Here is a 19798-nt window from a genome sequence, read left to right as displayed (position 1 = left end):
GACGAACCGGAGTCCATCGAGCAGGCGGCGAGCGAGAAGACGAGGGCACCCGAGGCCACGAGGCCGAGCGTGGTCTTGGTGATGTTCTTGCGAGTGAAGGCGTTCATGGTGAAGCTCCTTGTCTGTTGGTCCCGGTGGGGATGTACAGGGTTCGCCACCGTCCCCGAAAAGGATTGGAACGCATCGACTTCGTTACCCCGCCGTGACCTTCACCCCTCCCGTGCTGCCTCAGCCGGCGAGGAACTCGTCGGTGTCGTCGGCGATCCGTGTCGACTGCGTGTGGTGCAGGTAGTGGTCTCCGTCGAGCGCGACGACCTGGCCGCGGTCGACACTCGCGGCCTGGCTCTCGTGCAGCTCGAGCCAGCCGTCGTCGTCGGTGCCGTCCTGCACCACGAAGAGGAGGACCGGCAGGTCCGCCGGGAACGTCCGCCCGCTGACCGACGCGAAGTTGCTCGCGGTGTGGTCCATCTCGTCGAGCAGGGTCGGTGCGGTCGAGTTCTTCGTCGTCAGGAGGCGCATCTGCTCTTTCGTACCCTCGTCGTACGGCAGCCCCGCGTAGGTGTCGCCGGCGACGGCGGCCGCCACGCGGAGCAGACCGAGGTCTCGCAGGGCGACGAGCCCGTCGGTCGGCGTGGGGTCGTCCGCGCCGGGTTGGTCGGGGACGCTGCTGTCGATCCCGATGAACGCCGTGAGCTCGTTCGCGTAGAGCCGGCTGTACTCGAGGGCGTAGACGCCCGAGATCGAGTGCCCCACGAGCGCGTAGCGGTCGATGCCGAGCTGGCGCAGTGCCTCGTGGACCTCGCCCGCGATGTTCTCCGCCGTGCGGGGGGAGTCGGTCTGGTCGCTCAGCCCGGTGCCGAACGGCTCGACGGCGACGACACGGTGGGTGTCGTCGAGCTCGGAGATCAGCGGCTGGAAGTCCAGGCCCGGTGCCGCCGTCCCGAGGCCCGGCAGCAGGACGATCGTGTCCGGTCCGGACCCGCTGACGACGACGTTCATCTCTTTCCCGTCGACGGGGACGAGCTCGCCGTACGAGGTGATGGCGGCCAGCTCCGACCTCGTGGCGACGACGTTGACGATCGACGTGGTCGCCAGCGTCAGGACGGGCAGGGCCACCAGGGCACCGACGGTCCACAGGGTCACCTTCAGGGACGTACGCACGAGGTCCTCTCTCCGGGCGTTCCAGTCGGGTCCGAACGCTCCTCCGGAAGCACACCAGAGGGCGACGGCCTCGAGAAGTGCCGAGGCGTCACCACATCGTGTGACGGATGTCACCACCGGTCGTCCCCGCCCTCGCCGGCCGTCGACGTCTCGTCCTGAGCGCCGTCGCGCGTCTCCTTCAGGGGGCCGAGCGCGCCTCCTGGGGGCTGCGAGGCGTAGCGTCGTCCGGGTGGATGCTCCGGCCCTCGGCGCATCCCTCGATCGAGGGAGCGCGTCATGAAGGTCGTCATCACAGGATCACGCGGCAAGGTCGGCCGCGCCGCCGTCCGCCGGTTCGTCGAGGCCGGGCACGACGTCCTCGGCGTCGACCTCGTCCGGCCCGTCTTCGACACGGGCGTCGACGAACCCGGCCGGTACGTGATGGGCGACCTGACCGACGCAGGGACCGCCTTCTCGGTCGTCGCGGGGGCCGACGTCGTCGTCCACGTCGCGGCCATCCCTCAGCCCACCGCGCATCCGGCCCATGTCGTCTTCCAGACCAACCTGATGTCCACGTTCAACCTGGTCGAGGCGGCCGTGCGGTTCGGCGTGCCCCGCTTCGTCAACGTGTCGAGCGAGAGCATCGTGGGCAACTTCTTCCCCGAACGGCCCTTCCTGCCCGACTACGTGCCGGTCGACGAGGAACACCCGCTGCACCCGCAGGACCCCTACGCCCTCTCGAAGGCGTTCGGCGAGCAGCTGATGGACGCCGCCGTCCGCCGCTCCGACCTGCGCGCGATCTCGATCCGCCCGAGCACCGTGCACGACGAGACCAACTACGAGGCCAACCTCGGCCCCCAGGTGCGCGAGGCCGACCCCGAGAGTGCGAACTTCGGCAGCTACATCGACGCCGACGACCTCGCCGACGCGCTCCTGCTGGCCGCCGAGTCCGACCTGCCGGGTCACGAGGTCTTCTACATCGCCGCAGCTGACAACGCCGGCGGCCACGACTTCGCCGCCACCCTGCGCGAACACCACGGCGACCGCATCGAGCTGCGCGAGCTCGACCGGGTCGACGCGTCGGGCATCTCGACCGCCAAGGCCGGCCGCTTGCTCGGCTGGACGGCGAGGCGATCGTGGCGAGACCACCTCGACGCCGACGGTCACGCCCTGCCCAAGGCCTGACCGACCGCGGAACTCAGAGCAGCTCGGCCAGCAGGGCGAAGGTGCGGTCGGGTGCCTCGAGCTGCATGTCGTGGTGCACGCCCGGCAGGCGGCGGATCTGCCAGCCGGCCTGCTGGTAGCCCGACACGAGCCGTTCCGGCACGACGGCGGGGGAGTCGTCGGACAGCACGATGACCGAGGGCACCGCGGGCGCCGTCGTCGCGACCGGGTGGAACGCGACATCGCGGAACACGCCCGTCGCCATGCCCGAGTCGAACCGGGCGCGGGCCTGGTCCGAGGAGGCGCGGGTCGCGTCGTCGTACCCGGCGCGCAGTCGCGCACCCTTCCGCGCCTGGGCGAGTGCCGCGACGCCCATCGTCACGGTCGGCACGGCCCAGAACAACCGTCCGGCGAGGCCCGTCGTCGGCAGGGCCAGTGAGAACCCCGGGTCGAGGTAGACGGCCGTCCGAGGCTGCAGCCGCTCGACGGCGCGGACGAGCACCGAGCCACCGAGCGAGTGCCCGACGACACCGTGCAGGCCCCGGGGCAGGGCCGAGGCGACGTCGTCCGCGAACTCGTCGAGCCGGTACGACGACGCCCGGTCGCTCTCACCGTGACCCCGCAGGTCGAGGGTGGTGACCGTGTACGAACCGGTCGCGACGAACCGGTCGACGATCGGCTTCCAGGTCGCGCCGTCGGCGCCGAGCCCGTGGACGAGGGCGACGTGGCGGGCGCCGTCGCCGGTGGTCGTGAGGTTCAGGTGCATGCCGACCATCCTGCCTGTCACCATGGGGCGTACGCAGGCCCGACCGAGCCGACGCACGCACGCACGAGAAGGGCACGATCATGGCCGACGCCGGGTTCAGCAAAGAAGAGAAGGCCGCGATGAAGCAACGCGCCGCCGAGCTGCGGGCCGAGGCGAAGCGCCAGAAGCTCGCCGACAAGTCGGCCGCCGAGGCGCAGGATGCCGCGGACGCCATCGCGGCCATGACCGACGTCGAGCGGCCGATCGCCCGGATGGTGCACGAGGCCGGCGCCGAGCACGCCCCGACCCTCGCCCCCAAGCCCTGGTACGGCTTCCCCGCCTACGCGAAGGAGGACGGCAAGGCCGTCGTCTTCTTCCAGCCGGGCGCCAAGTTCGGCACGCGCTACTCGACCCTCGGCTTCCAGGACGGCGCCCAGCTGGACGACGGCACCCTCTGGCCGACCTCGTATGCCGTGACCAGCGACGACGACGCGACCCGCGCCTCCGTGGCCGCGCTCGTCCGGAAGGCCGCCGGGCTCTGATGCGTCAGTACGCGTCGGCCGACAGGGCGATCAGCAGGTAGGCGAACGGATCGGCGACGGCGATGAGCACCGCCAGGGTGACGGCGGTGATGGGCAGACCCTTCAGGCGCTGGCGCAGGGCGGGGGACACCACGCCGACGACGACGGTCACGATCGCGAGGACCCAGCACAGGACCGACGCCACCGTCGCGACGCCGAAGGCGGGGATGCCGTAGGCCGCCGCGTCACCGCGGTAGGAGTGGATCATCGGCTGGAGGACCACGAAGGGAACGACCCCGGTGACGACGACGAGCGCCACCGAGGTGAGCGGCAGGACGAGCCGGGCGGGGTGGTGTCGTCGCGCCGGAGTCGGGGCCGGCGGGGGAGCCGGAGGCGGGGGGGGTGCGACGGGAGGCCGACTCATCCCGCCACGATAGGCGCCTCGACAGGTCGTCGGAGGCGCGGCCACGCCGGCCGGGGTCGGCGCTATGATCGACCCCACAACACACGGGAGTCCGGTGAGCCGGGCTGAGAGGAAGCGAACCACGCTTCGACCGTCGAACCTGATCTGGGTCATGCCAGCGCAGGGAGGAGAAGAACAGATGTCCACGTCCACGCCCGAAAACCGTTCCACGGCGGCTCGCGACAGCTCGACCGGCTTCACGCCGAAGGCCCGCACCACCCCCACCCGGCGCTGGCGCGTCGTCGACATCGTGGTCGCCAGCGTCATCGGGGTCGCCGCCGGCGTCGTCCTCTGGGCCTGGGGCCTGGCCTACACACCCATCGACAGCGTCCTGAGCTTCTCGGGCGGCTTCGAGGGCATCCTCAACGGCGGCTGGCTCTTCGCCGGGGTGCTCGGCGGCATCGTGATCCGCAAGCCCGGCGCCGCCGTCTACACCGAGGTCGTCGCGGCGGTCGTCTCGATGCTGATCGGCACCCAGTGGGGCTTCTCGGTGCTCATCTGGGGCATCGTCCAGGGCCTGGGCGCCGAGATCGTGCTCGCGGTCTTCCTCTACAAGTCGTGGCGGATCGGCACGGTGCTGCTCGCCGGTGCCGTCGCCGGCCTCGCCGTCGGCCTGATGGACACGAGCTTCGCCTCGGCGGCCGCCTACGCCGCCGGGTCGAAGACGATCTACGTCGTCACCTCGGTCGTCTCGGGCACCGTCCTCGCCGGCCTGCTCTCGTGGCTCGCCGCCCGCGGCCTCGCCCGGACGGGTGCGCTGTCCCGGTTCGCCTCGGGACGCTCGGCGGACGCCCGGGTCTAGGCGCGCCTCCTCGTGGTCCTTCCCGTGAGCGGAGCGAGCGGCGGACGGCGGGCACCCGGGGACGGTGCCCGCGTCACCGCCCGTGGCTGGGGCTGGCGGCACGCCGGCCGACGACTGCCCGCCGTCTCGGAGCTCGACCTCGACGTCGCCCCCGGCGAGCGCGTCCTGCTGCTCGGTGCGTCCGGCGCGGGCAAGTCGACCTTGCTCGCCGGTCTCGCCGGGGTGCTGGGCGGCGACGACGAGGGCGACGAGGCCGGCGACCTGCTGGTGGACGGCCGCACCCCCGCCGAGCAGCGCGGCCGGGTCGGCCTCGTGCTCCAGGACCCCGCCTCGCAGGTCGTCCTCGCGCGGGTGGGCGACGACGTCGCTTTCGGCTGCGAGAACCTGGGCGTGCCCCGCGACGAGATCTGGCGCCGCGTCGGGCACGCCCTCGACGCCGTGGGACTCGACCTGCCGCTGTCCGCGTCGACCTCCGAGCTGGGCGGCGGCCAGAAGCAGCGGCTCGCACTCGCGGGGGCCCTCGCCATGCGGCCGGGCCTGCTGCTCCTCGACGAGCCGACGGCCAACCTCGACCCCGAAGGCGTCGTCGAGGTGCGTGACGCCGTGGCCCGCGTCGTCGCCGACTCCGGGGCGACGCTCGTCGTCGTCGAGCACCGGGTGTCGGTCTGGCTGCCCGTCGTCGACCGCGTCGTCGTGCTCGACGCCGGTGGGGGAGTCCTGGCCGACGGTCGACCCGACGACGTGTTGCGCGCCGAACGCGACCGCCTCGTCGACGCGGGGGTGTGGGTCCCCGGTGCCGCGCCTCCTGCGCCCGTCCGGTCGCGCACGACCGGTGACCTGCTGCTCTCGGCGAGGGGACTCGACGTGGGGCACAAGGGGCCCAAGGGTCGCGCGGTCGCGGCGGGCATCGACCTCTCCGCCACCGCGGGGCGCGCGCCCGCGGTGGCCGGCCCGAACGGCTCGGGCAAGCCGTCGCCCCCCCCCCCCGCCGCGGGGCTGCCCGCCCCCGTCGCGGGTGCCCTCGAGGCCACGCCGTCGTTCGCCGACGGGGCCGGCCCGTCTCCGATCCGCTGGAAGCCCCGACAGCTGCTCACCCGTGTCGGCACGGTCTTCCAGGACCCTGAGCACCAGTTCCTGACGGCGACCGTCCGCCGCGAGCTGGCGGTGGGTCCGGAGGCGCTGGGCGCGTCGTCGAGAGACGTCGCGTCGCGCGTCGACCTCCTCCTCGACCGGCTGCGGCTCGACCACCTCGCCGGCGCGAACCCGTTCACGCTCTCGGGCGGTGAGAAGCGACGGCTCTCGGTCGCGACCGTCCTCGCGTCACGCCCCTCGATGCTCGTTCTCGACGAACCGACCTTCGGGCAGGACGCCCGCACCTGGCGAGAACTCGTGACCCTGCTCGCCGAGCTGCTCGACGAGGGCCGGGCGGTCGTCGCCGTCACCCACGACGCCGAGTTCGCGTCGACCCTCGCCGACGACGTGCTCGACCTGAGCGCACACGCCCGCCGCACCGACCCCGCCGAGGTGCGCCGATGAGCGTCCTCACCCCGGTCGTGGCGACCGGCGTCGTCGGGCGCGTCAACCCGGTCGCCAAGCTCCTCGCCGCCGTCGTGCTCGCGATCGCCCTGCTGCTCTCGATCGACTGGGTCTCGGCCGGCACCGCGCTGCTGCTCGCGGCGCTGTTGCTGCCCTTCGCCGGTCTGTCCGCCCGGCAGCTGCTCGCCCGCACGGCACCGCTCTGGATCGCCGCCCCGACGTCGGTCGTCACCATCGCCCTCTACGGACGCGACGGCGGGGCGTCGGTGGTCGAGTGGGGGTTCCTGTCGGTGACCGAGGGGTCCCTGGCCCTCGCCGGGGCGATCGGCCTGCGCATCCTCGCCGTCGGGGTGCCCGGCATCGTGCTGTTCGCGACGACCGACCCGACCGACCTCGCCGACGGTCTCGGTCAGGTGCTGCGACTGCCCGCACGCTTCGTGCTGGGGGGCCTCGCCGGGTTGCGCCTGGTCGGGCTGTTCATGGACGACTGGCGGCAGCTCGCCCTGGCCCGTCGCGCCCGGGGCGTCGCGGACTCGGGTGGTCCGGTCGGGGCCCTCAGGCGTTTCGGGCAACAGGCGTTCTCGTTGCTGGTGCTGTCGGTCCGGCGCGGCAGCAAGCTCGCCACCGCCATGGAGGCCAAGGGTTTCGGCAGCGACACCCCGCGCACCTGGGCGAGGCCGTCCTCGTTCGGCGCGCGGGACGGCGTGCTCGTCGCCCTCGGCGTCGTCATCGCCGCCACCTCGGTGACCGCGGCCGTCCTGGCCGGCACGTGGGAGTTCGTCCTTGCCTGAGCGGGTCGCCGTCGACGACGCCGTCGGGGCCCTGCTGCGCCGAGCCGAGGAGGCGCGGGTCGGTTCGCGTCGCGTGGTCGTGGTGATCGACGGCCGCTCGGGTTCGGGCAAGACCACGCTCGGCCGTGCGGTGGCCGCCGCGTGGCCCGTCGACCGGCTCGGACCCGTGCGTCTGGTGCACCTCGACGACGTCTACCCGGGGTGGCACGGCCTCGAGGCGGCGTCCCGCGTGGTCGAGACGTCCATCTTGTCGCCGGTCGCCCCGGGATGGCGGCGGTGGGACTGGGAGCACGACCGCGCGGCGGCGTGGGAGGTGCTCGACCCGGCCGTCTCGCTGATCGTCGAGGGGGCCGGGGCGTTGACCCGCGCCTCCTCGTCGCTCGTGGACGTCCGCGTGTGGCTGGAGCTCGACGCCGTGGCCCGGCGTGCTCGTGCCTTGGCCCGCGACGGGACGACGTACGAGCCGTGGTGGGACGTGTGGGCCGAACAGGAGGACGCCCACCTGGTTTCGGAGGACCCGGCCTCGCTGGCGGACGTGGTGGTGGAGGGTCAGGCCCAGCCGAGCTCGTGCAGTTGCTCGTCGTCGATGCCGTAGAAGTGGGCGATCTCGTGGACGAGCGTGACGTGGATCTCGTCCGCGAGCTGGTCGAGGTCGTCGACGGCGGCGAGGTGCGGTTCGCGGTAGAGGATGATGCGGTCGGGCAGCTCGCCGAAGCCGTACTGGCCACGTTCGGTGAGCGCGACGCCGTCGTAGAGGCCGAGCAGGTCGAGCGTGCCGTCGTCGGGGCGGTCTTCCGTGACGAAGACGACGTTGTCGAGCCCGTCGACCATGTCGTCGGGCAGCAGATCGAGCTGGTCGACCACCATCGCGTCGAACGCCTCCGCGCTCACCTCCGACGGGTCGATGCCCGCTGCCTGCCGTTCGTCGTCCACGTCACCACCCTCCCACGCCGACGCCCCGGCCCCCAGAGTCGACGAGCGAAGCGACGTCTCCCTCGCGATGTCTCGACCGTGACGAGCGAAGCAATGTCGCGACCGTGACGAGCGAAGCGATGTCTTGACCGTGACGAGCGAAGCGATGTCCTGACCGACGACGTCGTGGATGCGCTCGCGCATCCACGACCAGAAGGCGCCGGAACCCGAAAAATCCCCTGCCCATCGGAGGGCAGGCCGCGACCGTGACGAGCGCATCAATGTCTTGACCGACGACGTCGTGGATGCGCTCGCGCATCCACGACCAGAAGGCGCCAGAGCCCGAAAAATCCCCTGCCCATCGGAGGGCAGGGGATTCCATTCGGGTGAGTAACGGGGCTTGAACCCGCGGCCTCCTAGACCACAACCAGGCGCTCTACCAGCTGAGCTATACCCACCATGCGCGACTGCCGAGGCGATCGCAACGAGAAGACTCTACTACAGCCTGGGGGCCCATTCGTCCACGACGGCCTTCGAGATCGCCTGGACGTCTTCGGTGGTGGGGCCGGGGTCGGCGACGAAGCCGGCGCGACGGTAGTACTCGAGTTCGCGGATGGACTCGAGGATGTCGGCGAGGGCGCGGTGGCCGCCGTGCTTCTGGGGGGCGTTGAAGTACACGCGGGGGAACCAGCGGCGGGCCAGTTCTTTGATGGACGACACGTCGACGCTGCGGTAGTGCAGGTGGCTGTCGACGCGGGGCATGTATTTCGCGAGGAAGGCCCGGTCGGTGCCGATGGTGTTGCCGGCGAGGGGGGCGTGCTGCTCGGTGGGGACGTACTTGAGGATGTACTCCAGCACCTCGAACTCGGCTTCGGCGAGGCTGACGCCGTTCGGGATCTCGTCGATGAGGCCCGACGAGCGGTGCATCTCGGTGACGAACTCGCCCATGTTGTCGAGGGCGGACTGGTCGGGTCTGATGACGATCGTGAAGCCAGGGTGGACGGGCGTCAGGTCGAAGTCGGTCACGACCACGGCCACTTCGACCAGTTCGTCGACCGAGAGGTCGAGCCCGGTCATCTCGCAGTCGATCCAGACCAGTCGGTCGTTGCTCGTAGCCATTCCGCGAGTCTAGTCCGGTGCCCTTCCGGCACCGCGCCTCCTGCCCCCGGACCCGTGTAGGAGGCGCGGTTCGGGTCGGTCAGATCGCCTCGCCGGCTCCGATGGCCTCGGCCTCGACGCGAGCCGGTTCGGGGCCGTCGTCGACCCGGCGCAGGGCGCCGCGCGCGGCCACCACGACGACGAAGGCGACGGCGACGCTCGCGGCGGCGAAGACGTAGGCGGCGCTCGGGGCGATCGTGTCGGCGAGCAGGGTGGCGACGGGCGGGGCGACGGCGCCGCCGAGGAAGCGCACGCCCGAGTAGGCGCTGGATGCGACCGAGCGGGGCAGGTCGGTGGCCTCCATGACGGACTCGGTCAGCACGGTGTTGAGCACGCCGAGCACGAGGCCGCCGACGACGACGCAGACCACGAGCGCGGCCGGCGTCCCGACGACGACCGCGGCGGCGACGAGGTCGAGCGCGAGCAGGGGGAGGGTGATGCGCAGCACGGTCGTCCGGCGCAGGCGTGCGGTCAGCAGCGGGGCGACCCAGACGGAGGTGATCGCGAGGCCGACTCCCCAGCCGAAGAAGGTGAAGCCTATGCCGAGCGCGCCGAAGCCGAGCGGGTAGGGCGTGTAGGCGAGCAGGACGAAGAAGCCGATGTTGTAGAAGAGGGCGGTCGCGGCGAGGGCGCCGAGCGCCGGGTTGCCCAGGGCGCGGAACGGTGCAGAGAGCGCTGTCGGCGTGGGTTTCGCCATGGCGTCGCCCTTCAGGAAGAGCGCGATCGCGATGAAGGCGATCGCCATCAACGTGGTGACACCGAAGAACGGGCCGCGCCAGCTGACCGAGCCGAGCAGGCCGCCGATCAGCGGGCCGATGGCGATGCCGAGGCCGAGTGCCGCCTCGTAGAGGATGATCGCCGAGGCCGTTCCGCCGGACGCCGCCCCGACGATGGTCGCGAGCGCGGTCGAGATGAACAGGGCGTTGCCGAGCCCCCAGCCGGCACGGAAGCCGATGATCGACCAGACGTCGCCGCTGGTGGCGGCGAGCAGGGCGAAGACGACGATCAGGGCCAGCCCGATCAGCAGGGTGCGCTTGGCGCCGAGTCGGCTCGACACCCAGCTGGTGAAGAACATCGCGACGCCCGTGACGGCGAGGTAGCTGGTGAAGAGCAGCTCGGTCTGCGTCGGGCTGGCCTTCAGCGACTCCGCGATGGCGGGGAGGATCGGGTCGACGAGGCCGATGCCCATGAAGGCGACGACGCAGGCGAAGGCGATGGCCCACACGGCGGTCGGCTGCTTCAGGATGCTCGGCTTCGGTTCGGGCGTGGTGCGAGCGGAGGCGGAGGCGGGCGCGCTCACGCGAACACCGCCTCGGTGTCGGCGCGGACGTCGGCACGGGTGCCGACCCGCGAGGCCAGCAGGCGGGTCGCGTGCTCGAGCACGGCCCACTCGTCGTCGTCGAGGTCGGCGAACAGGCCGCCGAGCGAGTCGGCGAGTTGCCCCCGCCATTCGGTGAGGGCCGCCGTGCCCTTGTCGGTGATGGCGATCAGCCAGGCCCGGGAGTCGTCGGTGTCGGCGATGCGCTTCACCAGCTCGTCGTCGGCGAGCCCCCGCACGAGCTTGGTCATGGTCGGCTGTGAGACGCGGCTTGCCCGGGCGAGGTCGCCGACGCGCAGCTCGCCGTCGGTCGTCAGGATCGAGAGCGTCCGCCAGACGGCGGGTGAGGTGGTGCGGCCGGTCTCCTGCGCGGCGATGCGCGTCAGGCGATGGGTCGACGTCAGGAGGGATTCCAAGATGTCTGTCGGCTGGGAAGTCATCCGCCAAGTGTATAGCCAAGCTATATAGCTTGGCTATCTGTTTCGGCGAAGGGAAGCTGGGCGCCGACTCCGCGCCTCCTGGTAGACCTGTGGGCATGACAGACAGCAAGCCCACCGTGGCCGAGGGTTCCGAGTACGTCGTCTTCTTCGACGGTGGTCCGAGCGACGGCTCCACCGACACCCGCATCAGCACCGACGGTTCGTACGACGAGCAGATCACCGACTTCGTGTTGATCGACGGCATGGAGACCGGCATCGTCTACACCGCCACCGAGGCGAAGATGGTCGGTGAGCAGCTGCAGGTGCACTACTCCCTCGACGCGGAGGACAGCGACCCGGTCGACGACCCGGAAGACCGCAACGACGACCGCGACAACTGACGTCCGCGGCTCCGGCCGCGACCACGCACGAGACCGCAGGAGGCGCGGGGGAAGTTTCCCCCGCGCCTCCTCGTTGTCCCCGGCATGATGCTCGAGCTGTACACGTCCGCCTTCTGCGGTCCCTGCCACGCGGCCAGGGCGGTCGTGGCCGAGGCGGGCGCGCTCGTGCCCTCCCCCGGCGGCGACGAGGCCGACGTCGCGGCCCGGCCGGAGGCTGCCGAACGGCGGGACGTCCGCAGCACGCCGACCATCGTGATCACACGGGACGACGGCGAGGTCGTGTTCCGCTCGCCGGGAGTGCCGACGCTGGACCGCCTGCTCGGGGCCCTGTCCCTCGCGATCTGATCGCGGCGCACCCGTCATCGAAGGCTCATAGGATCTCTGCGGCGTCGCCATCGACTGGTGCGAGGCCGCTGATGGGGTGGCGACCGATCGTGGTCCCATGCCTGACACCGACATCCTGCGTCTCGACATCGTGGTGCCCGTCTTCGACGAGGTCGCCACCCTCGAGGCCAGCATCACGAGCCTCCATGACCATCTGAAACGCCACGTCACCGAGACCTGGCGCATCACCGTGGCCGACAACGCCAGCACCGACGGCACGTCGGCCCTCGCCGACGACCTCGCCCGACGCCTGACGGGCGTGACCGCCGTCCACCTCGCCGAGAAGGGCCGAGGCCGTGCCCTCAAGCAGGTCTGGGCGGCCTCGCCCGCCGACGTGCTGGTCTACCTCGACGAGGACCTCTCCACCGACCTCTCGGCGCTCGGCCCGCTCGTCGCACCGTTGCTCTCCGGCCACTCCGACCTCGCGATCGGCACGCGGCTGAGCCGGTCGTCGCGGGTCGTGCGCGGCGGCAAGCGGGAGTTCGTCTCGCGCAGCTACAACTTCCTGCTGCGTCGCACGATGGGGGTCGGGTTCAGCGACGCCCAGTGCGGCTTCAAGGCGATCCGGCGCGAGGCCGCCGCGCGACTGCTGCCCCTCGTCGAGGACACCGGGTGGTTCTTCGACACCGAACTGCTGATCCTCGCCGAGCGCTCGGGTCTGCGCATCCACGAGGTCCCCGTCGTCTGGATCGACGACCCCGACAGCTCGGTCGACATCGTCTCCACGGCCGCCGCCGACCTCCGGGGGATGCTGCGGGTGGGCTCGGGCATCGCCCGGGGCACGATCCCCGTCCAGGCCGTGTACGACGCGATCGGGAGGCGTCCGTTCGAGCCGCCCGCGCCTCCGACGTTCTTCTCGCAGGTCGTGCGGTTCGGCGTCGTCGGGGTCGCCTCGACCGCCGCGTACGCGCTGCTCTACCTCGTCGCGCAGCAGGTGGTGCCGGCCCAGGCGGCGAACTCCGTGTCGTTGCTCGTGACGGCCGTGGTCAACACGGCCGCCAACCGGCGGTTCACGTTCGGGGTGAGGGGAGCGTCGGGCGTGGCGCGACACCAGCTGCAAGGGCTGATGGTCTTCGCGCTCGCCTGGGCGCTGACCTCGGGGTCGCTCGTCGTGCTGCACGCCGCGGCGCCCGCGGCAGGAGCCCAGGCCGAGCTGCTCGTGTTGACGGCCGCGAACCTCGTCGCGACCGTGCTGCGCTTCGTGCTGTTGCGCGTCTGGGTGTTCCGGTCGGAGGCGACGCACGTGACGCCGGGACCGGCCGACGAGCGGGTCGGCGTCACCGACCCCGTGTCCGACCTCACCACCCGCTTCGCCGCCGTGGCCGGCGACGACGACGTCACGGCGGTCCGTCGATGAGCGCCGGGACGACGCCGGTGCTGCTGAGCGACCGACGCTCGCCGTCCGGCTCGGCCGGCCCGCGCCTCCGTTCGCTCGCTCGCCGTCTGGTGCGCGGGCGCGAGGACGCGGCACGGTGGGAGCGTCCGGCGTTCCTCGCGCTGCTGGTCGCCACGGGGGCGTTCTACCTGGTGAACCTGTCGGCGAACGGCTGGGCGAACTCGTTCTACTCGGCCGCGGTGCAGGCCGGTTCGCAGAACTGGGAGGCCTTCCTCTACGGCTCCTCCGACGCCGCGAACTCGATCACGGTCGACAAGCCGCCCGCGAGCCTGTGGGTCATGGCGCTGTCGGTCCGGGTGTTCGGGCTGTCGTCGTTCAGCATCCTGCTGCCCGAGGCCCTGATGGGCGTCGCGACCGTCGGCCTCGTCTGGGCCACGGTGCGGCGGCACTTCTCGGCCGTCGCCGCGTTCGTCGCCGGCGGAGTCCTCGCGCTGACCCCGGTCGCCGTGTTGATGTTCCGCTTCAACAACCCCGACGCGCTGCTCGTGTTGCTGCTGACCCTTGCCACGTACCTGACCCTGCGCGGCGTCGAGACGGGCCGCATCCGCTGGGTCGTCTGGGCCGGCGTGGCGATCGGCTTCGGCTTCCTGACCAAGCAGCTGCAGGCGTTCGTCATCCTGCCCGTGCTGGCCGGGGTGTACCTCGTCGCGGCGCCCGTCCTGCTGCGCAAGCGGGTGCTGCACCTGCTGGCCGCGCTCGGTGCGGTCGTGGGGTCGGCCGGCTGGTGGGTCGCCCTCGTCGAGCTGGTGCCCGCGAGCATGCGGCCGTACGTCGGTGGCTCGCAGACGAACTCGTTCCTCGAGTTGACCTTCGGCTACAACGGCCTCGGACGGCTCACGGGCGACGAGACCGGCAGCGTGACGGGCGGGGGCGGTGGCACCGGCGCGGCCACGACAGGCATGTGGGGCGAGACCGGCATCACCCGGCTCTTCACGGGCGAGTTCGGAGGCCAGATCACCTGGCTGCTTCCCGCCGCCCTCGTGATCGGCGTCTCGGCACTCGTGCTGCTCGGCAGGCGACACCGGACCTCGGCCCGTCGGGCGACCCTGCTGCTGTTCGGTGGCTGGACGGTGCTGACAGCCCTCGTCTTCAGCTTCATGTCCGGCATCTTCCACGCGTACTACACGGTGGCCCTCGCGCCGGCGATCGCGGTGACCCTCGCTGTCGCGGCCGATGTGCTGTGGCGGCGACGGGCCCGGCTGTGGGTGCGGATCGTGCTGGCGGCGTCGGCTCTCCTCACGGGCGTCTGGGCCTGGGTGTTGCTCGGACGGGCGGAGGACTGGCACCCGTGGCTCCGGTACGTCGTCGTCGCGCTCGCCGTGGTGGGCGCCGTGCTCGTGCTGCTGCCGCGACGGGGTCGGGCGCTCACGGCGGCGACGCTCGCCGTGCTGGTCACGGGCGGCCTGCTGGCTCCGGCGGCCTACTCGGTCGAGACCGTGTCGACCGCCCACACCGGCTCGATCGTCACGGCCGGGCCGACCGTCTCGGGTGGCACGGGCGGGTTCGGCGGTGGCGGCGCAGGCGGGTTCGGCGGTGGCGGCGGTGCCGCGGGTGGCGGGCCCGGCGGTACGGCTGGCGGCACGCCCCCGCAGCTGCCGGGCGGCACCGGCAGGGGAGCGGGCACCGCCTTCGGTCCCGGCACCGGCACCGGCACCGGCACCGGCACCGCAGGAGGCGCGGGTACGGCCACGCGAGGATTCCCCGGTGGCGGGGGCGGAGCCGGCTCGCTGCTCGGCACGGGCTCGGTCAGCGGCGAGCTCGCCGCCCTGGTCGGCGCGGACGCGGACCGGTACACCTGGGTCGCCGCGGCCGTCGGGTCGAACACCGCGGCGGGCTACCAGCTCGCGACCGGCGACCCGGTCATGGCGGTCGGCGGGTTCAACGGCAGCGACCCGTCACCGACCCTGGAACAGTTCGAGCAGTACGTCACCGACGGACAGATCCACTGGTTCGTCGGGGGGACCGTCGGGCAGTCGAACGGCGGCAGCTCGTCCTCCAGCGAGATCGCGGCGTGGGTCGAGGCGAACTTCAGCCCGACCGAGGTCGACGGGGTCACGCTGTACGACCTGACCAGCCCGCTGGGTTGACCGACGCCGTGCCCGACCCGGCTCGCCGGGCCGGGCACGGTATCGTGGACGGGTCCGCCCCCGTAGCTCAGCGGATAGAGCAGGAGCCTTCTAATCTCTTGGTCGCAGGTTCGATTCCTGCCGGGGGCACCACACCACCGATGATCCACGCGGTGCTTCTCATCTCTTGGCCGCAGGTTCACTGTGTTGATGACGCTGGCTGCCGGGGGCACCACGCCACCGATGATCCACGCGGTGCTTCTCATCTCTTGGTCGCAGGTTCACTGTGTTGATGACGCTGGCTGCCGGGGGCACCACGCCACACCCCCTCGACGACGACGCGCCCCCGACCTCGGTCGGGGGCGCGTCGTCGTCCACGTGGTCAGTCGTCCGCGGGTTCGGGTGCCGTGCGGCGGCGGACCTGGCTCGCACTGACCGGCTGCTCGTAGCGCTCGTCGTCCATCGGGTCGTCGCGGGTGTCGTCGTGGGACGCATCACCCGACGTGACGGCCGGTGCCTCGGGCGCGGACACCGGCGACGGTCCGGCCAGCGGGGCGGGAGCCGTGGGTGCTCGGTAGGCCTCGTCGCCACCCCGGACCGGGGCATCGTCGAGGGCCGCGGGGCGGAGCGCTGCCGAGGGTGCGGCACCCGAGGGTGCGGAGGCCTCGGTGCGTCGCTTCTCGGTCGCTGCCGCGGCGCGCTGCTCGGCCTCCCAGGCCTTCTGCTTCGCGGCCGTGTCGCGGTCGACGTCGGCTTCTTCGTACTTCCAGCGGGCGAGATCGTCGCGGAACAGCTTCTTGGCCCGCCCGGGGCGGTCCTGCCACTCGACGAGGCGGTCGCGGAGTTCACCCAGCGTCTGCTCGGACTGGAAGCTGAAGGACGCCGAGTTGCGCTTGATCTCGGCCAGTTCGTGCGCGGCCCAGTCGGCGGCGAGGGTGCTGCCGGTCGCGGGCAGCAGCCGCAGGCGGACGTCGGCTTCGTGGCCGAGGTGATCGGCGTAGGTGCGCTCCTCGACCCCGAGCGAGCTGTAGACGGCACCCTTGCGGGCCGCCGAGACGAGGGCCGCGACCGCCGCCGCTTTCGCCTCGTCCTCGTGCAACGACACGACCCGTCGCGTGCTCGCTCGGCCGATGAGAGCTGCGACGACGCCGGCCACGACGATGGCGACGAAGGGGATCACCGCATCGGTGACGACACGCCACCCGTTGTCGGAAGAGAGCCATTCGACGAAACCGTTCCACCACTGCATGGGGCGAACACTACAGCCGAGGTCGAAGGTTGCACGGCTGCGACATGCTGGCGAGCCCACGGTCGGGGAGGCCGTCACGGCCCCTGGGGAGCGTCATCGGGATCAGGCGAACCGGAAGCAGTCGGTGGCGTCGTCTCGACTCCAGAACTCGCCGATCTCGACGAATCGACGCTGACGGGGGAGGAACCGTTTGGCGCGGTACCGATCACCCTGCGGGTCGTCGAAGCGCTCGACGTAGCCCACGATCTCGCCACCGGGCCGGGTCACCCGTGCGAGGTCGTCGTGCACCTGGACGAGCTGCAGACCGCCCCGGGTCGAGCGCAGGGCGGGGAGGGGAACGCCTGCGTGAGCGTGCGGGGCAGGTGGGACGATCGCGTGGTCGAGGGTGCTGCTGGTCATGAGGTGCTCCTGAGGTCATCCGGCCGATGCTGTCGAGAACACCCCTGACGGTAGGGGTGACCACCGACATCGAGGTCGGACGCCTCGGAGGGCGCGGTGACCGACCGGCACCGCGCCGTCCCGTCAGCGACCGGTTCCGTCGACCGCCAGCGGCTCGATCGCCGCGAGTTCGTCCTCGGTGAGCTCCGCACCGTGGAGCGCGTCCAGGCTGTCGTCCAGCTGGGCCACCGACGAGGCACCGATGAGGGCGCTGGTCACGGCGGGTTGGCGCAGCACCCAGGTGAGCGAGAGCTGCGCGAGCGACTGGCCCCGCGCCTCCGCGATCTCGTTCAGGCCGCGGACGCGCGAGAGGTAGGTCTCGTCGAAGGCGTCCTCGGAGAACCACCGGCCCTCGGCCGCGCGCGAGCCCGCAGGAGCGCTGCCCGAGAGGTAGCGGTTCGTCAGGAGGCCCCCGGCCAGCGGCGAGAACACGATCGAGCCGACGCCCCGGGTCAGCAGGGTGTCGAAGAGCCCTCGCTCGGGTCGGCGGTCGAACATGTTGTACCGCGGCTGGTGGATCAGCAACGGCACGCCCTCGGCCGCCAGGGCGTCGATCGCGGCCTCGGTCTGCGCCGGGTCGTAGTTCGAGATGCCGGCGTAGAGCGCTTTGCCCTGCCGGACGGCCGTCGCGAGCGCCCCCATCGTCTCGTCGATCGGGGTCTCGGGGTCGGGGCGGTGCGAGTAGAAGATGTCGACGTGGTCCATGCCGAGCCGCCCGAGGCTGGCCTCGAGCGAGTTGAGCAGGTACTTGCGCGACCCCCCGTCGCCGTACGGCCCGGGGGTCATGTCGTAGCCCGCCTTGGACGAGACCACGATCTCGTCCCGGTAGGGGCGCAGGTTCGCCGCGGCGATGCGGCCGAACTGCTCTTCCGCCGAACCGTAGGGCGGGCCGTAGTTGTTCGCCAGGTCGAAGTGGGTGACGCCGCGGTCGAAGGCGCGGAGCACGATGTCGCGTTGGGTCTCGAGTCCGCGGTCCGAACCGAAGTTGTTCCAGAAGCCCAGCGAGATGCGGGGCAGCTTGAGCCCGCTGCGGCCCGTGCGGACGTAGTCGAGTCGTGAGTACCGTGCGTCGTCGGCGACGTAGGGCGTGAAGGGTGATCTCATGCGGTCAGCCTAGGGCGGGGCCCGGACACGGGAGTAGGTTCACGGGCATGACGACATTCGTTCTCGCCGGCGGTTGCTTCTGGTGCCTCGACGCGGTCTACCGCACCCTCGACGGCGTCACCGAGGTGGTCTCGGGCTACACCGGCGGAGACACCGTGCAGCCGAGCTACGACGACGTGTGCACCGGCCGCACGGGGCACGCCGAGGCCGTCGCGGTCACCTTCGACCCCGAGAAGCTCCCCGCCGACGTCGTCCTCGACGTCTTCTTCACCCTGCACGACCCGCGTCAGCTGAACCGGCAGGGCGCGGACGTCGGCACCCAGTACCGTTCGGCGATGTTCCCCGCCGACGACGAGCAGGAGGCGCTCTTCGAGGCGGCCCGCGATCGTGCCTCCGAGGCCTGGGACGGCGGTGTCGTCACGACGATCGAGCCGCTGCCCACCTGGTACGACGCCGAGGAGCACCACCAGGACTTCTTCGCCAAGAACCCCGGCCAGGGCTACTGCACGGCCGTCGCTCTGCCGAAGGTCACGAAGATCCGCAAGTCGTACGCGAAGTACGTGCTCGCCTCGTAGACGGGCCGCGCCGACCGGCGCGACCGACCGAGAGAAGAGGAAAGGGGCGCTCGACGATGAGTGACCAGAACACCTTGCACCGACAGACCTGGGTGGCCGTGGGCCCGGCAGGCGCGGTCGGCACCATCCTGCGGACCGACGACGGCTTCGCCGTGCGCATGTCCGCGAAGGGGGCCGACGGCGGCGTCTATCCGACCCTGGCCGTGGCCAAGAGCGCCCTGTTCGCGGCGTTGGGGCCGGGCGCCGACTACCCCGAGTTCCGCGAACACTGAGGCTCGGTCGTCGACGGACGACCTTCTGTCGCGTCGTCCCCCGGGCGGCCCCAGCGGTTCTTCTCCACAAGGAGGCGCGGGTGCCGTCCCGGGGGCGTCCCGCCTTCGCGAGACTCCCGTCATGACAGACACCATCACCCTCACAGGGATCATCGCGACCGACCCCCGGGCCCTCGTCACGCAGTCCGGCCTCTCCATCTCGAGCTTCCGGCTCGCCTCGTCGCAGCGGCGCTACGACCGTGTCAAGGGCGAGTGGGTCGACGGCGAGACGAACTGGTACACCGTCACGGCCTTCCGCCAGCTCGCCGACAACGTCCTGGCCAGCCTCCGCAAAGGGCAGCGGGTCGTCGTCACCGGGCGCGTCCGCATCCGCTCGTGGGAGTCCGGCGAGCGCAGCGGCATGACGGTCGAGGTCGACGCCGACGCGATCGGGCACGACCTCGTCTGGGGCAGGTCGACCTTCGAACGGCGGGTCGCGTCCGCCCCGGCCGCCGCGCCGGTGGTGCCGTCGTCCGTGGGTGGCGACGATCCGGCCGCGACCCCCGACCAGGGCGGGTCTGCACCCGAGACGGAGGGCGACGGCGGGGCCGGTCACGGAGGCCCCTCGGACGCTTCCGCGTCGGATGCGTCCTCGTCGGACCCCGACCGGGCGGCGGTCCCGGACGACGGTGCCGACTGGGGTGCCCCACCGACCGTCGGCGCCGACGAGGTGCTGGCGCCGTTCTGACCACCCGGGCGCTCCCGTGCTCCCGGCCCGCGGGTCGGCACGCCGTAGACTCGACACGGCTCGCCGACCCGCGGCCGCCACCCGCGACGAAGGGCACCTGTGACCGGTTCGAGACCCCCACGCGGCCTGGCGCTCGCCGCGATCCTGCTGGCCGTGGTGGTCCCCCTCGCGGGCGGCACGTCGGCACCCGAGCCCTGTCTCTTCTCCGCATCGTGTC

23 protein-coding genes, 2 tRNA genes and 1 riboswitch are annotated in these 19798 nt (G+C 71.8%); of the genes, 14 read left to right on the top strand and 11 right to left on the bottom strand.

The annotated features are described in order from the left end of the window. Positions 1 to 228 precede the first annotated feature (228 nt). On the bottom strand, positions 229 to 1161 hold the full coding sequence (locus AEQ27_RS02630) for an alpha/beta fold hydrolase (protein WP_054145278.1): 933 nt from the start codon (positions 1159 to 1161) through the stop codon (positions 229 to 231). Positions 1162 to 1437: 276 nt separating this feature from the next. Between AEQ27_RS02630 and AEQ27_RS02625 the strand changes: the two genes are divergently transcribed. Continuing rightward, entirely contained in the window at positions 1438 to 2325 is an 888-nt protein-coding gene (locus tag AEQ27_RS02625) for an NAD(P)-dependent oxidoreductase (protein WP_054145277.1), read from the top strand. A 13-nt stretch (positions 2326 to 2338) separates the two neighbouring features. On the opposite strand, the gene AEQ27_RS02620 is transcribed toward AEQ27_RS02625, so the two are convergent. Then, entirely contained in the window at positions 2339 to 3070 is a 732-nt protein-coding gene (locus AEQ27_RS02620) for an alpha/beta fold hydrolase (protein ID WP_054145282.1), read from the bottom strand. Positions 3071 to 3150: 80 nt separating this feature from the next. Here AEQ27_RS02620 and AEQ27_RS02615 point away from each other — a divergent pair, with 80 nt between their 5' ends. Further along, on the top strand, positions 3151 to 3591 hold the full coding sequence (locus tag AEQ27_RS02615) for a hypothetical protein (RefSeq protein ID WP_054145276.1): 441 nt from the start codon (positions 3151 to 3153) through the stop codon (positions 3589 to 3591). 4 nt (positions 3592 to 3595) lie between these two features. On the opposite strand, the gene AEQ27_RS02610 is transcribed toward AEQ27_RS02615, so the two are convergent. Continuing rightward, positions 3596 to 3994: a hypothetical protein gene (locus AEQ27_RS02610; RefSeq protein ID WP_152970104.1), complete on the bottom strand. Its 399-nt coding sequence runs from the start codon at positions 3992 to 3994 to the stop codon at positions 3596 to 3598. 74 nt (positions 3995 to 4068) lie between these two features. Then, positions 4069 to 4177: riboswitch (TPP riboswitch) on the top strand. Between AEQ27_RS02610 and AEQ27_RS02605 the strand changes: the two genes are divergently transcribed. From AEQ27_RS02605 to AEQ27_RS02590, 4 genes are all read left to right on the top strand, one after another. Continuing rightward, positions 4173 to 4835 (top strand): ECF transporter S component, encoded by a 663-nt coding sequence (locus AEQ27_RS02605; protein ID WP_054145274.1) that lies wholly within the window; start codon positions 4173 to 4175, stop codon positions 4833 to 4835. (Overlaps the previous riboswitch by 5 nt.) Positions 4836 to 4859: 24 nt before the next feature. After that, positions 4860 to 6371: an ABC transporter ATP-binding protein gene (locus tag AEQ27_RS02600; RefSeq protein WP_054145273.1), complete on the top strand. Its 1512-nt coding sequence runs from the start codon at positions 4860 to 4862 to the stop codon at positions 6369 to 6371. Next, positions 6368 to 7162, top strand: a complete 795-nt coding sequence (locus AEQ27_RS02595) for an energy-coupling factor transporter transmembrane protein EcfT (RefSeq protein ID WP_054145272.1) — start codon at positions 6368 to 6370, stop codon at positions 7160 to 7162. Before AEQ27_RS02600 ends, AEQ27_RS02595 begins: the two co-directional genes overlap by 4 nt. Further along, a complete protein-coding gene (locus tag AEQ27_RS02590; protein WP_235450950.1) occupies positions 7155 to 7757 on the top strand; it encodes a hypothetical protein in 603 nt (200 codons plus the stop codon). The genes AEQ27_RS02595 and AEQ27_RS02590 overlap by 8 nt, the downstream gene beginning before the upstream one ends. On the opposite strand, the gene AEQ27_RS17640 is transcribed toward AEQ27_RS02590, so the two are convergent. The 5 genes from AEQ27_RS17640 to AEQ27_RS02565 all read right to left on the bottom strand — a co-directional run bounded on the left by AEQ27_RS17640 (position 7712) and on the right by AEQ27_RS02565 (position 10990). Beyond that, on the bottom strand, positions 7712 to 8095 hold the full coding sequence (locus AEQ27_RS17640; protein ID WP_161805457.1) for a metallopeptidase family protein: 384 nt from the start codon (positions 8093 to 8095) through the stop codon (positions 7712 to 7714). The genes AEQ27_RS02590 and AEQ27_RS17640 overlap by 46 nt on opposite strands. A gap of 364 nt (positions 8096 to 8459) precedes the next feature. Continuing rightward, positions 8460 to 8532 (bottom strand) — tRNA-His (locus AEQ27_RS02580). A 40-nt stretch (positions 8533 to 8572) separates the two neighbouring features. Further along, positions 8573 to 9193, bottom strand: a complete 621-nt coding sequence (orn, locus tag AEQ27_RS02575) for an oligoribonuclease (RefSeq protein WP_054145271.1) — start codon at positions 9191 to 9193, stop codon at positions 8573 to 8575. A 79-nt stretch (positions 9194 to 9272) separates the two neighbouring features. Further along, positions 9273 to 10532 carry an MFS transporter gene (locus AEQ27_RS02570; protein ID WP_054145270.1) on the bottom strand — a complete coding sequence of 420 codons (1260 nt, stop codon included), beginning with the start codon at positions 10530 to 10532 and terminating at the stop codon, positions 9273 to 9275. Beyond that, complete coding sequence (locus AEQ27_RS02565; protein WP_054145269.1) at positions 10529 to 10990, bottom strand: MarR family winged helix-turn-helix transcriptional regulator; 462 nt, start codon at positions 10988 to 10990, stop codon at positions 10529 to 10531. Before AEQ27_RS02565 ends, AEQ27_RS02570 begins: the two co-directional genes overlap by 4 nt. Before the next feature lie 95 nt (positions 10991 to 11085). Between AEQ27_RS02565 and AEQ27_RS02560 the strand changes: the two genes are divergently transcribed. The 5 genes from AEQ27_RS02560 to AEQ27_RS02540 all read left to right on the top strand — a co-directional run bounded on the left by AEQ27_RS02560 (position 11086) and on the right by AEQ27_RS02540 (position 15369). Continuing rightward, positions 11086 to 11370 (top strand): oligoribonuclease, encoded by a 285-nt coding sequence (locus AEQ27_RS02560; protein WP_152970102.1) that lies wholly within the window; start codon positions 11086 to 11088, stop codon positions 11368 to 11370. 84 nt (positions 11371 to 11454) lie between these two features. Continuing rightward, positions 11455 to 11715 (top strand): thioredoxin, encoded by a 261-nt coding sequence (locus AEQ27_RS02555; protein WP_054145267.1) that lies wholly within the window; start codon positions 11455 to 11457, stop codon positions 11713 to 11715. A 97-nt stretch (positions 11716 to 11812) separates the two neighbouring features. Further along, the gene (locus tag AEQ27_RS02550; RefSeq protein ID WP_054145266.1) at positions 11813 to 13111 is read left to right on the top strand and encodes a bifunctional glycosyltransferase family 2/GtrA family protein; all 1299 of its coding nucleotides are present in this window, start codon (positions 11813 to 11815) and stop codon (positions 13109 to 13111) included. After that, complete coding sequence (locus AEQ27_RS02545; RefSeq protein ID WP_054145265.1) at positions 13108 to 15237, top strand: glycosyltransferase family 39 protein; 2130 nt, start codon at positions 13108 to 13110, stop codon at positions 15235 to 15237. The genes AEQ27_RS02550 and AEQ27_RS02545 overlap by 4 nt, the downstream gene beginning before the upstream one ends. A 56-nt stretch (positions 15238 to 15293) precedes the next feature. Then, positions 15294 to 15369: transfer RNA gene (locus tag AEQ27_RS02540), tRNA-Arg, on the top strand. 229 nt (positions 15370 to 15598) lie between these two features. Here the strand turns inward: AEQ27_RS02540 and AEQ27_RS02535 are convergent. From AEQ27_RS02535 to AEQ27_RS02525, 3 genes are all read right to left on the bottom strand, one after another. Further along, the gene (locus AEQ27_RS02535) at positions 15599 to 16465 is read right to left on the bottom strand and encodes a hypothetical protein (RefSeq protein WP_054145264.1); all 867 of its coding nucleotides are present in this window, start codon (positions 16463 to 16465) and stop codon (positions 15599 to 15601) included. A 102-nt stretch (positions 16466 to 16567) separates the two neighbouring features. Further along, positions 16568 to 16864, bottom strand: coding sequence for a hypothetical protein (locus tag AEQ27_RS02530; protein ID WP_235450949.1), 297 nt, complete (start codon positions 16862 to 16864; stop codon positions 16568 to 16570). Between the two features lie 123 nt (positions 16865 to 16987). Then, positions 16988 to 18007 (bottom strand): aldo/keto reductase, encoded by a 1020-nt coding sequence (locus AEQ27_RS02525; protein WP_054145263.1) that lies wholly within the window; start codon positions 18005 to 18007, stop codon positions 16988 to 16990. A 47-nt stretch (positions 18008 to 18054) separates the two neighbouring features. On the opposite strand from AEQ27_RS02525, the gene msrA reads away from it, so the two are divergent. The 3 genes from msrA (at position 18055) to AEQ27_RS02510 (ending at position 19581) form a co-directional block, all read left to right on the top strand. Continuing rightward, a complete protein-coding gene (gene msrA, locus AEQ27_RS02520) occupies positions 18055 to 18582 on the top strand; it encodes a peptide-methionine (S)-S-oxide reductase MsrA (protein ID WP_054145262.1) in 528 nt (175 codons plus the stop codon). A gap of 56 nt (positions 18583 to 18638) precedes the next feature. Beyond that, the gene (locus AEQ27_RS02515) at positions 18639 to 18854 is read left to right on the top strand and encodes a hypothetical protein (protein WP_054145261.1); all 216 of its coding nucleotides are present in this window, start codon (positions 18639 to 18641) and stop codon (positions 18852 to 18854) included. Positions 18855 to 18975: 121 nt separating this feature from the next. Next, entirely contained in the window at positions 18976 to 19581 is a 606-nt protein-coding gene (locus AEQ27_RS02510) for a single-stranded DNA-binding protein (RefSeq protein ID WP_054145260.1), read from the top strand. Positions 19582 to 19798 lie beyond the last annotated feature (217 nt).

This window comes from Frigoribacterium sp. RIT-PI-h (assembly GCF_001297205.1).
Classification (GTDB): Bacteria; Actinomycetota; Actinomycetes; order Actinomycetales; family Microbacteriaceae; genus Frigoribacterium.
The sequence above is the reverse complement of the archived record's forward strand: the minus strand, read 5'-3'. Positions and strand labels throughout refer to the sequence as shown.

Excerpts from the sequence above, each read along its gene's own strand:
- AEQ27_RS02525 (WP_054145263.1), bottom strand. The coding sequence starts at position 18,007 with ATGAGATCACCCTTCACGCCCTACGTCGCCGACGACGCACGGTACTCA.
- AEQ27_RS02620 (WP_054145282.1), bottom strand. The coding sequence starts at position 3,070 with ATGCACCTGAACCTCACGACCACCGGCGACGGCGCCCGCCACGTCGCC.
- AEQ27_RS02515 (WP_054145261.1), top strand. The coding sequence starts at position 18,639 with ATGAGTGACCAGAACACCTTGCACCGACAGACCTGGGTGGCCGTGGGC.
- AEQ27_RS02610 (WP_152970104.1), bottom strand. The coding sequence starts at position 3,994 with ATGAGTCGGCCTCCCGTCGCACCCCCCCCGCCTCCGGCTCCCCCGCCG.
- AEQ27_RS02565 (WP_054145269.1), bottom strand. The coding sequence starts at position 10,990 with ATGACTTCCCAGCCGACAGACATCTTGGAATCCCTCCTGACGTCGACC.
- AEQ27_RS02535 (WP_054145264.1), bottom strand. The coding sequence starts at position 16,465 with ATGCAGTGGTGGAACGGTTTCGTCGAATGGCTCTCTTCCGACAACGGG.
- msrA (WP_054145262.1), top strand. The coding sequence starts at position 18,055 with ATGACGACATTCGTTCTCGCCGGCGGTTGCTTCTGGTGCCTCGACGCG.
- AEQ27_RS02530 (WP_235450949.1), bottom strand. The coding sequence starts at position 16,864 with ATGACCAGCAGCACCCTCGACCACGCGATCGTCCCACCTGCCCCGCAC.
- AEQ27_RS02615 (WP_054145276.1), top strand. The coding sequence starts at position 3,151 with ATGGCCGACGCCGGGTTCAGCAAAGAAGAGAAGGCCGCGATGAAGCAA.
- AEQ27_RS02510 (WP_054145260.1), top strand. The coding sequence starts at position 18,976 with ATGACAGACACCATCACCCTCACAGGGATCATCGCGACCGACCCCCGG.
- AEQ27_RS02560 (WP_152970102.1), top strand. The coding sequence starts at position 11,086 with ATGACAGACAGCAAGCCCACCGTGGCCGAGGGTTCCGAGTACGTCGTC.
- AEQ27_RS02605 (WP_054145274.1), top strand. The coding sequence starts at position 4,173 with ATGTCCACGTCCACGCCCGAAAACCGTTCCACGGCGGCTCGCGACAGC.
- AEQ27_RS02545 (WP_054145265.1), top strand. The coding sequence starts at position 13,108 with ATGAGCGCCGGGACGACGCCGGTGCTGCTGAGCGACCGACGCTCGCCG.
- orn (WP_054145271.1), bottom strand. The coding sequence starts at position 9,193 with ATGGCTACGAGCAACGACCGACTGGTCTGGATCGACTGCGAGATGACC.
- AEQ27_RS02595 (WP_054145272.1), top strand. The coding sequence starts at position 6,368 with ATGAGCGTCCTCACCCCGGTCGTGGCGACCGGCGTCGTCGGGCGCGTC.
- AEQ27_RS02625 (WP_054145277.1), top strand. The coding sequence starts at position 1,438 with ATGAAGGTCGTCATCACAGGATCACGCGGCAAGGTCGGCCGCGCCGCC.
- AEQ27_RS02555 (WP_054145267.1), top strand. The coding sequence starts at position 11,455 with ATGATGCTCGAGCTGTACACGTCCGCCTTCTGCGGTCCCTGCCACGCG.
- AEQ27_RS02550 (WP_054145266.1), top strand. The coding sequence starts at position 11,813 with ATGCCTGACACCGACATCCTGCGTCTCGACATCGTGGTGCCCGTCTTC.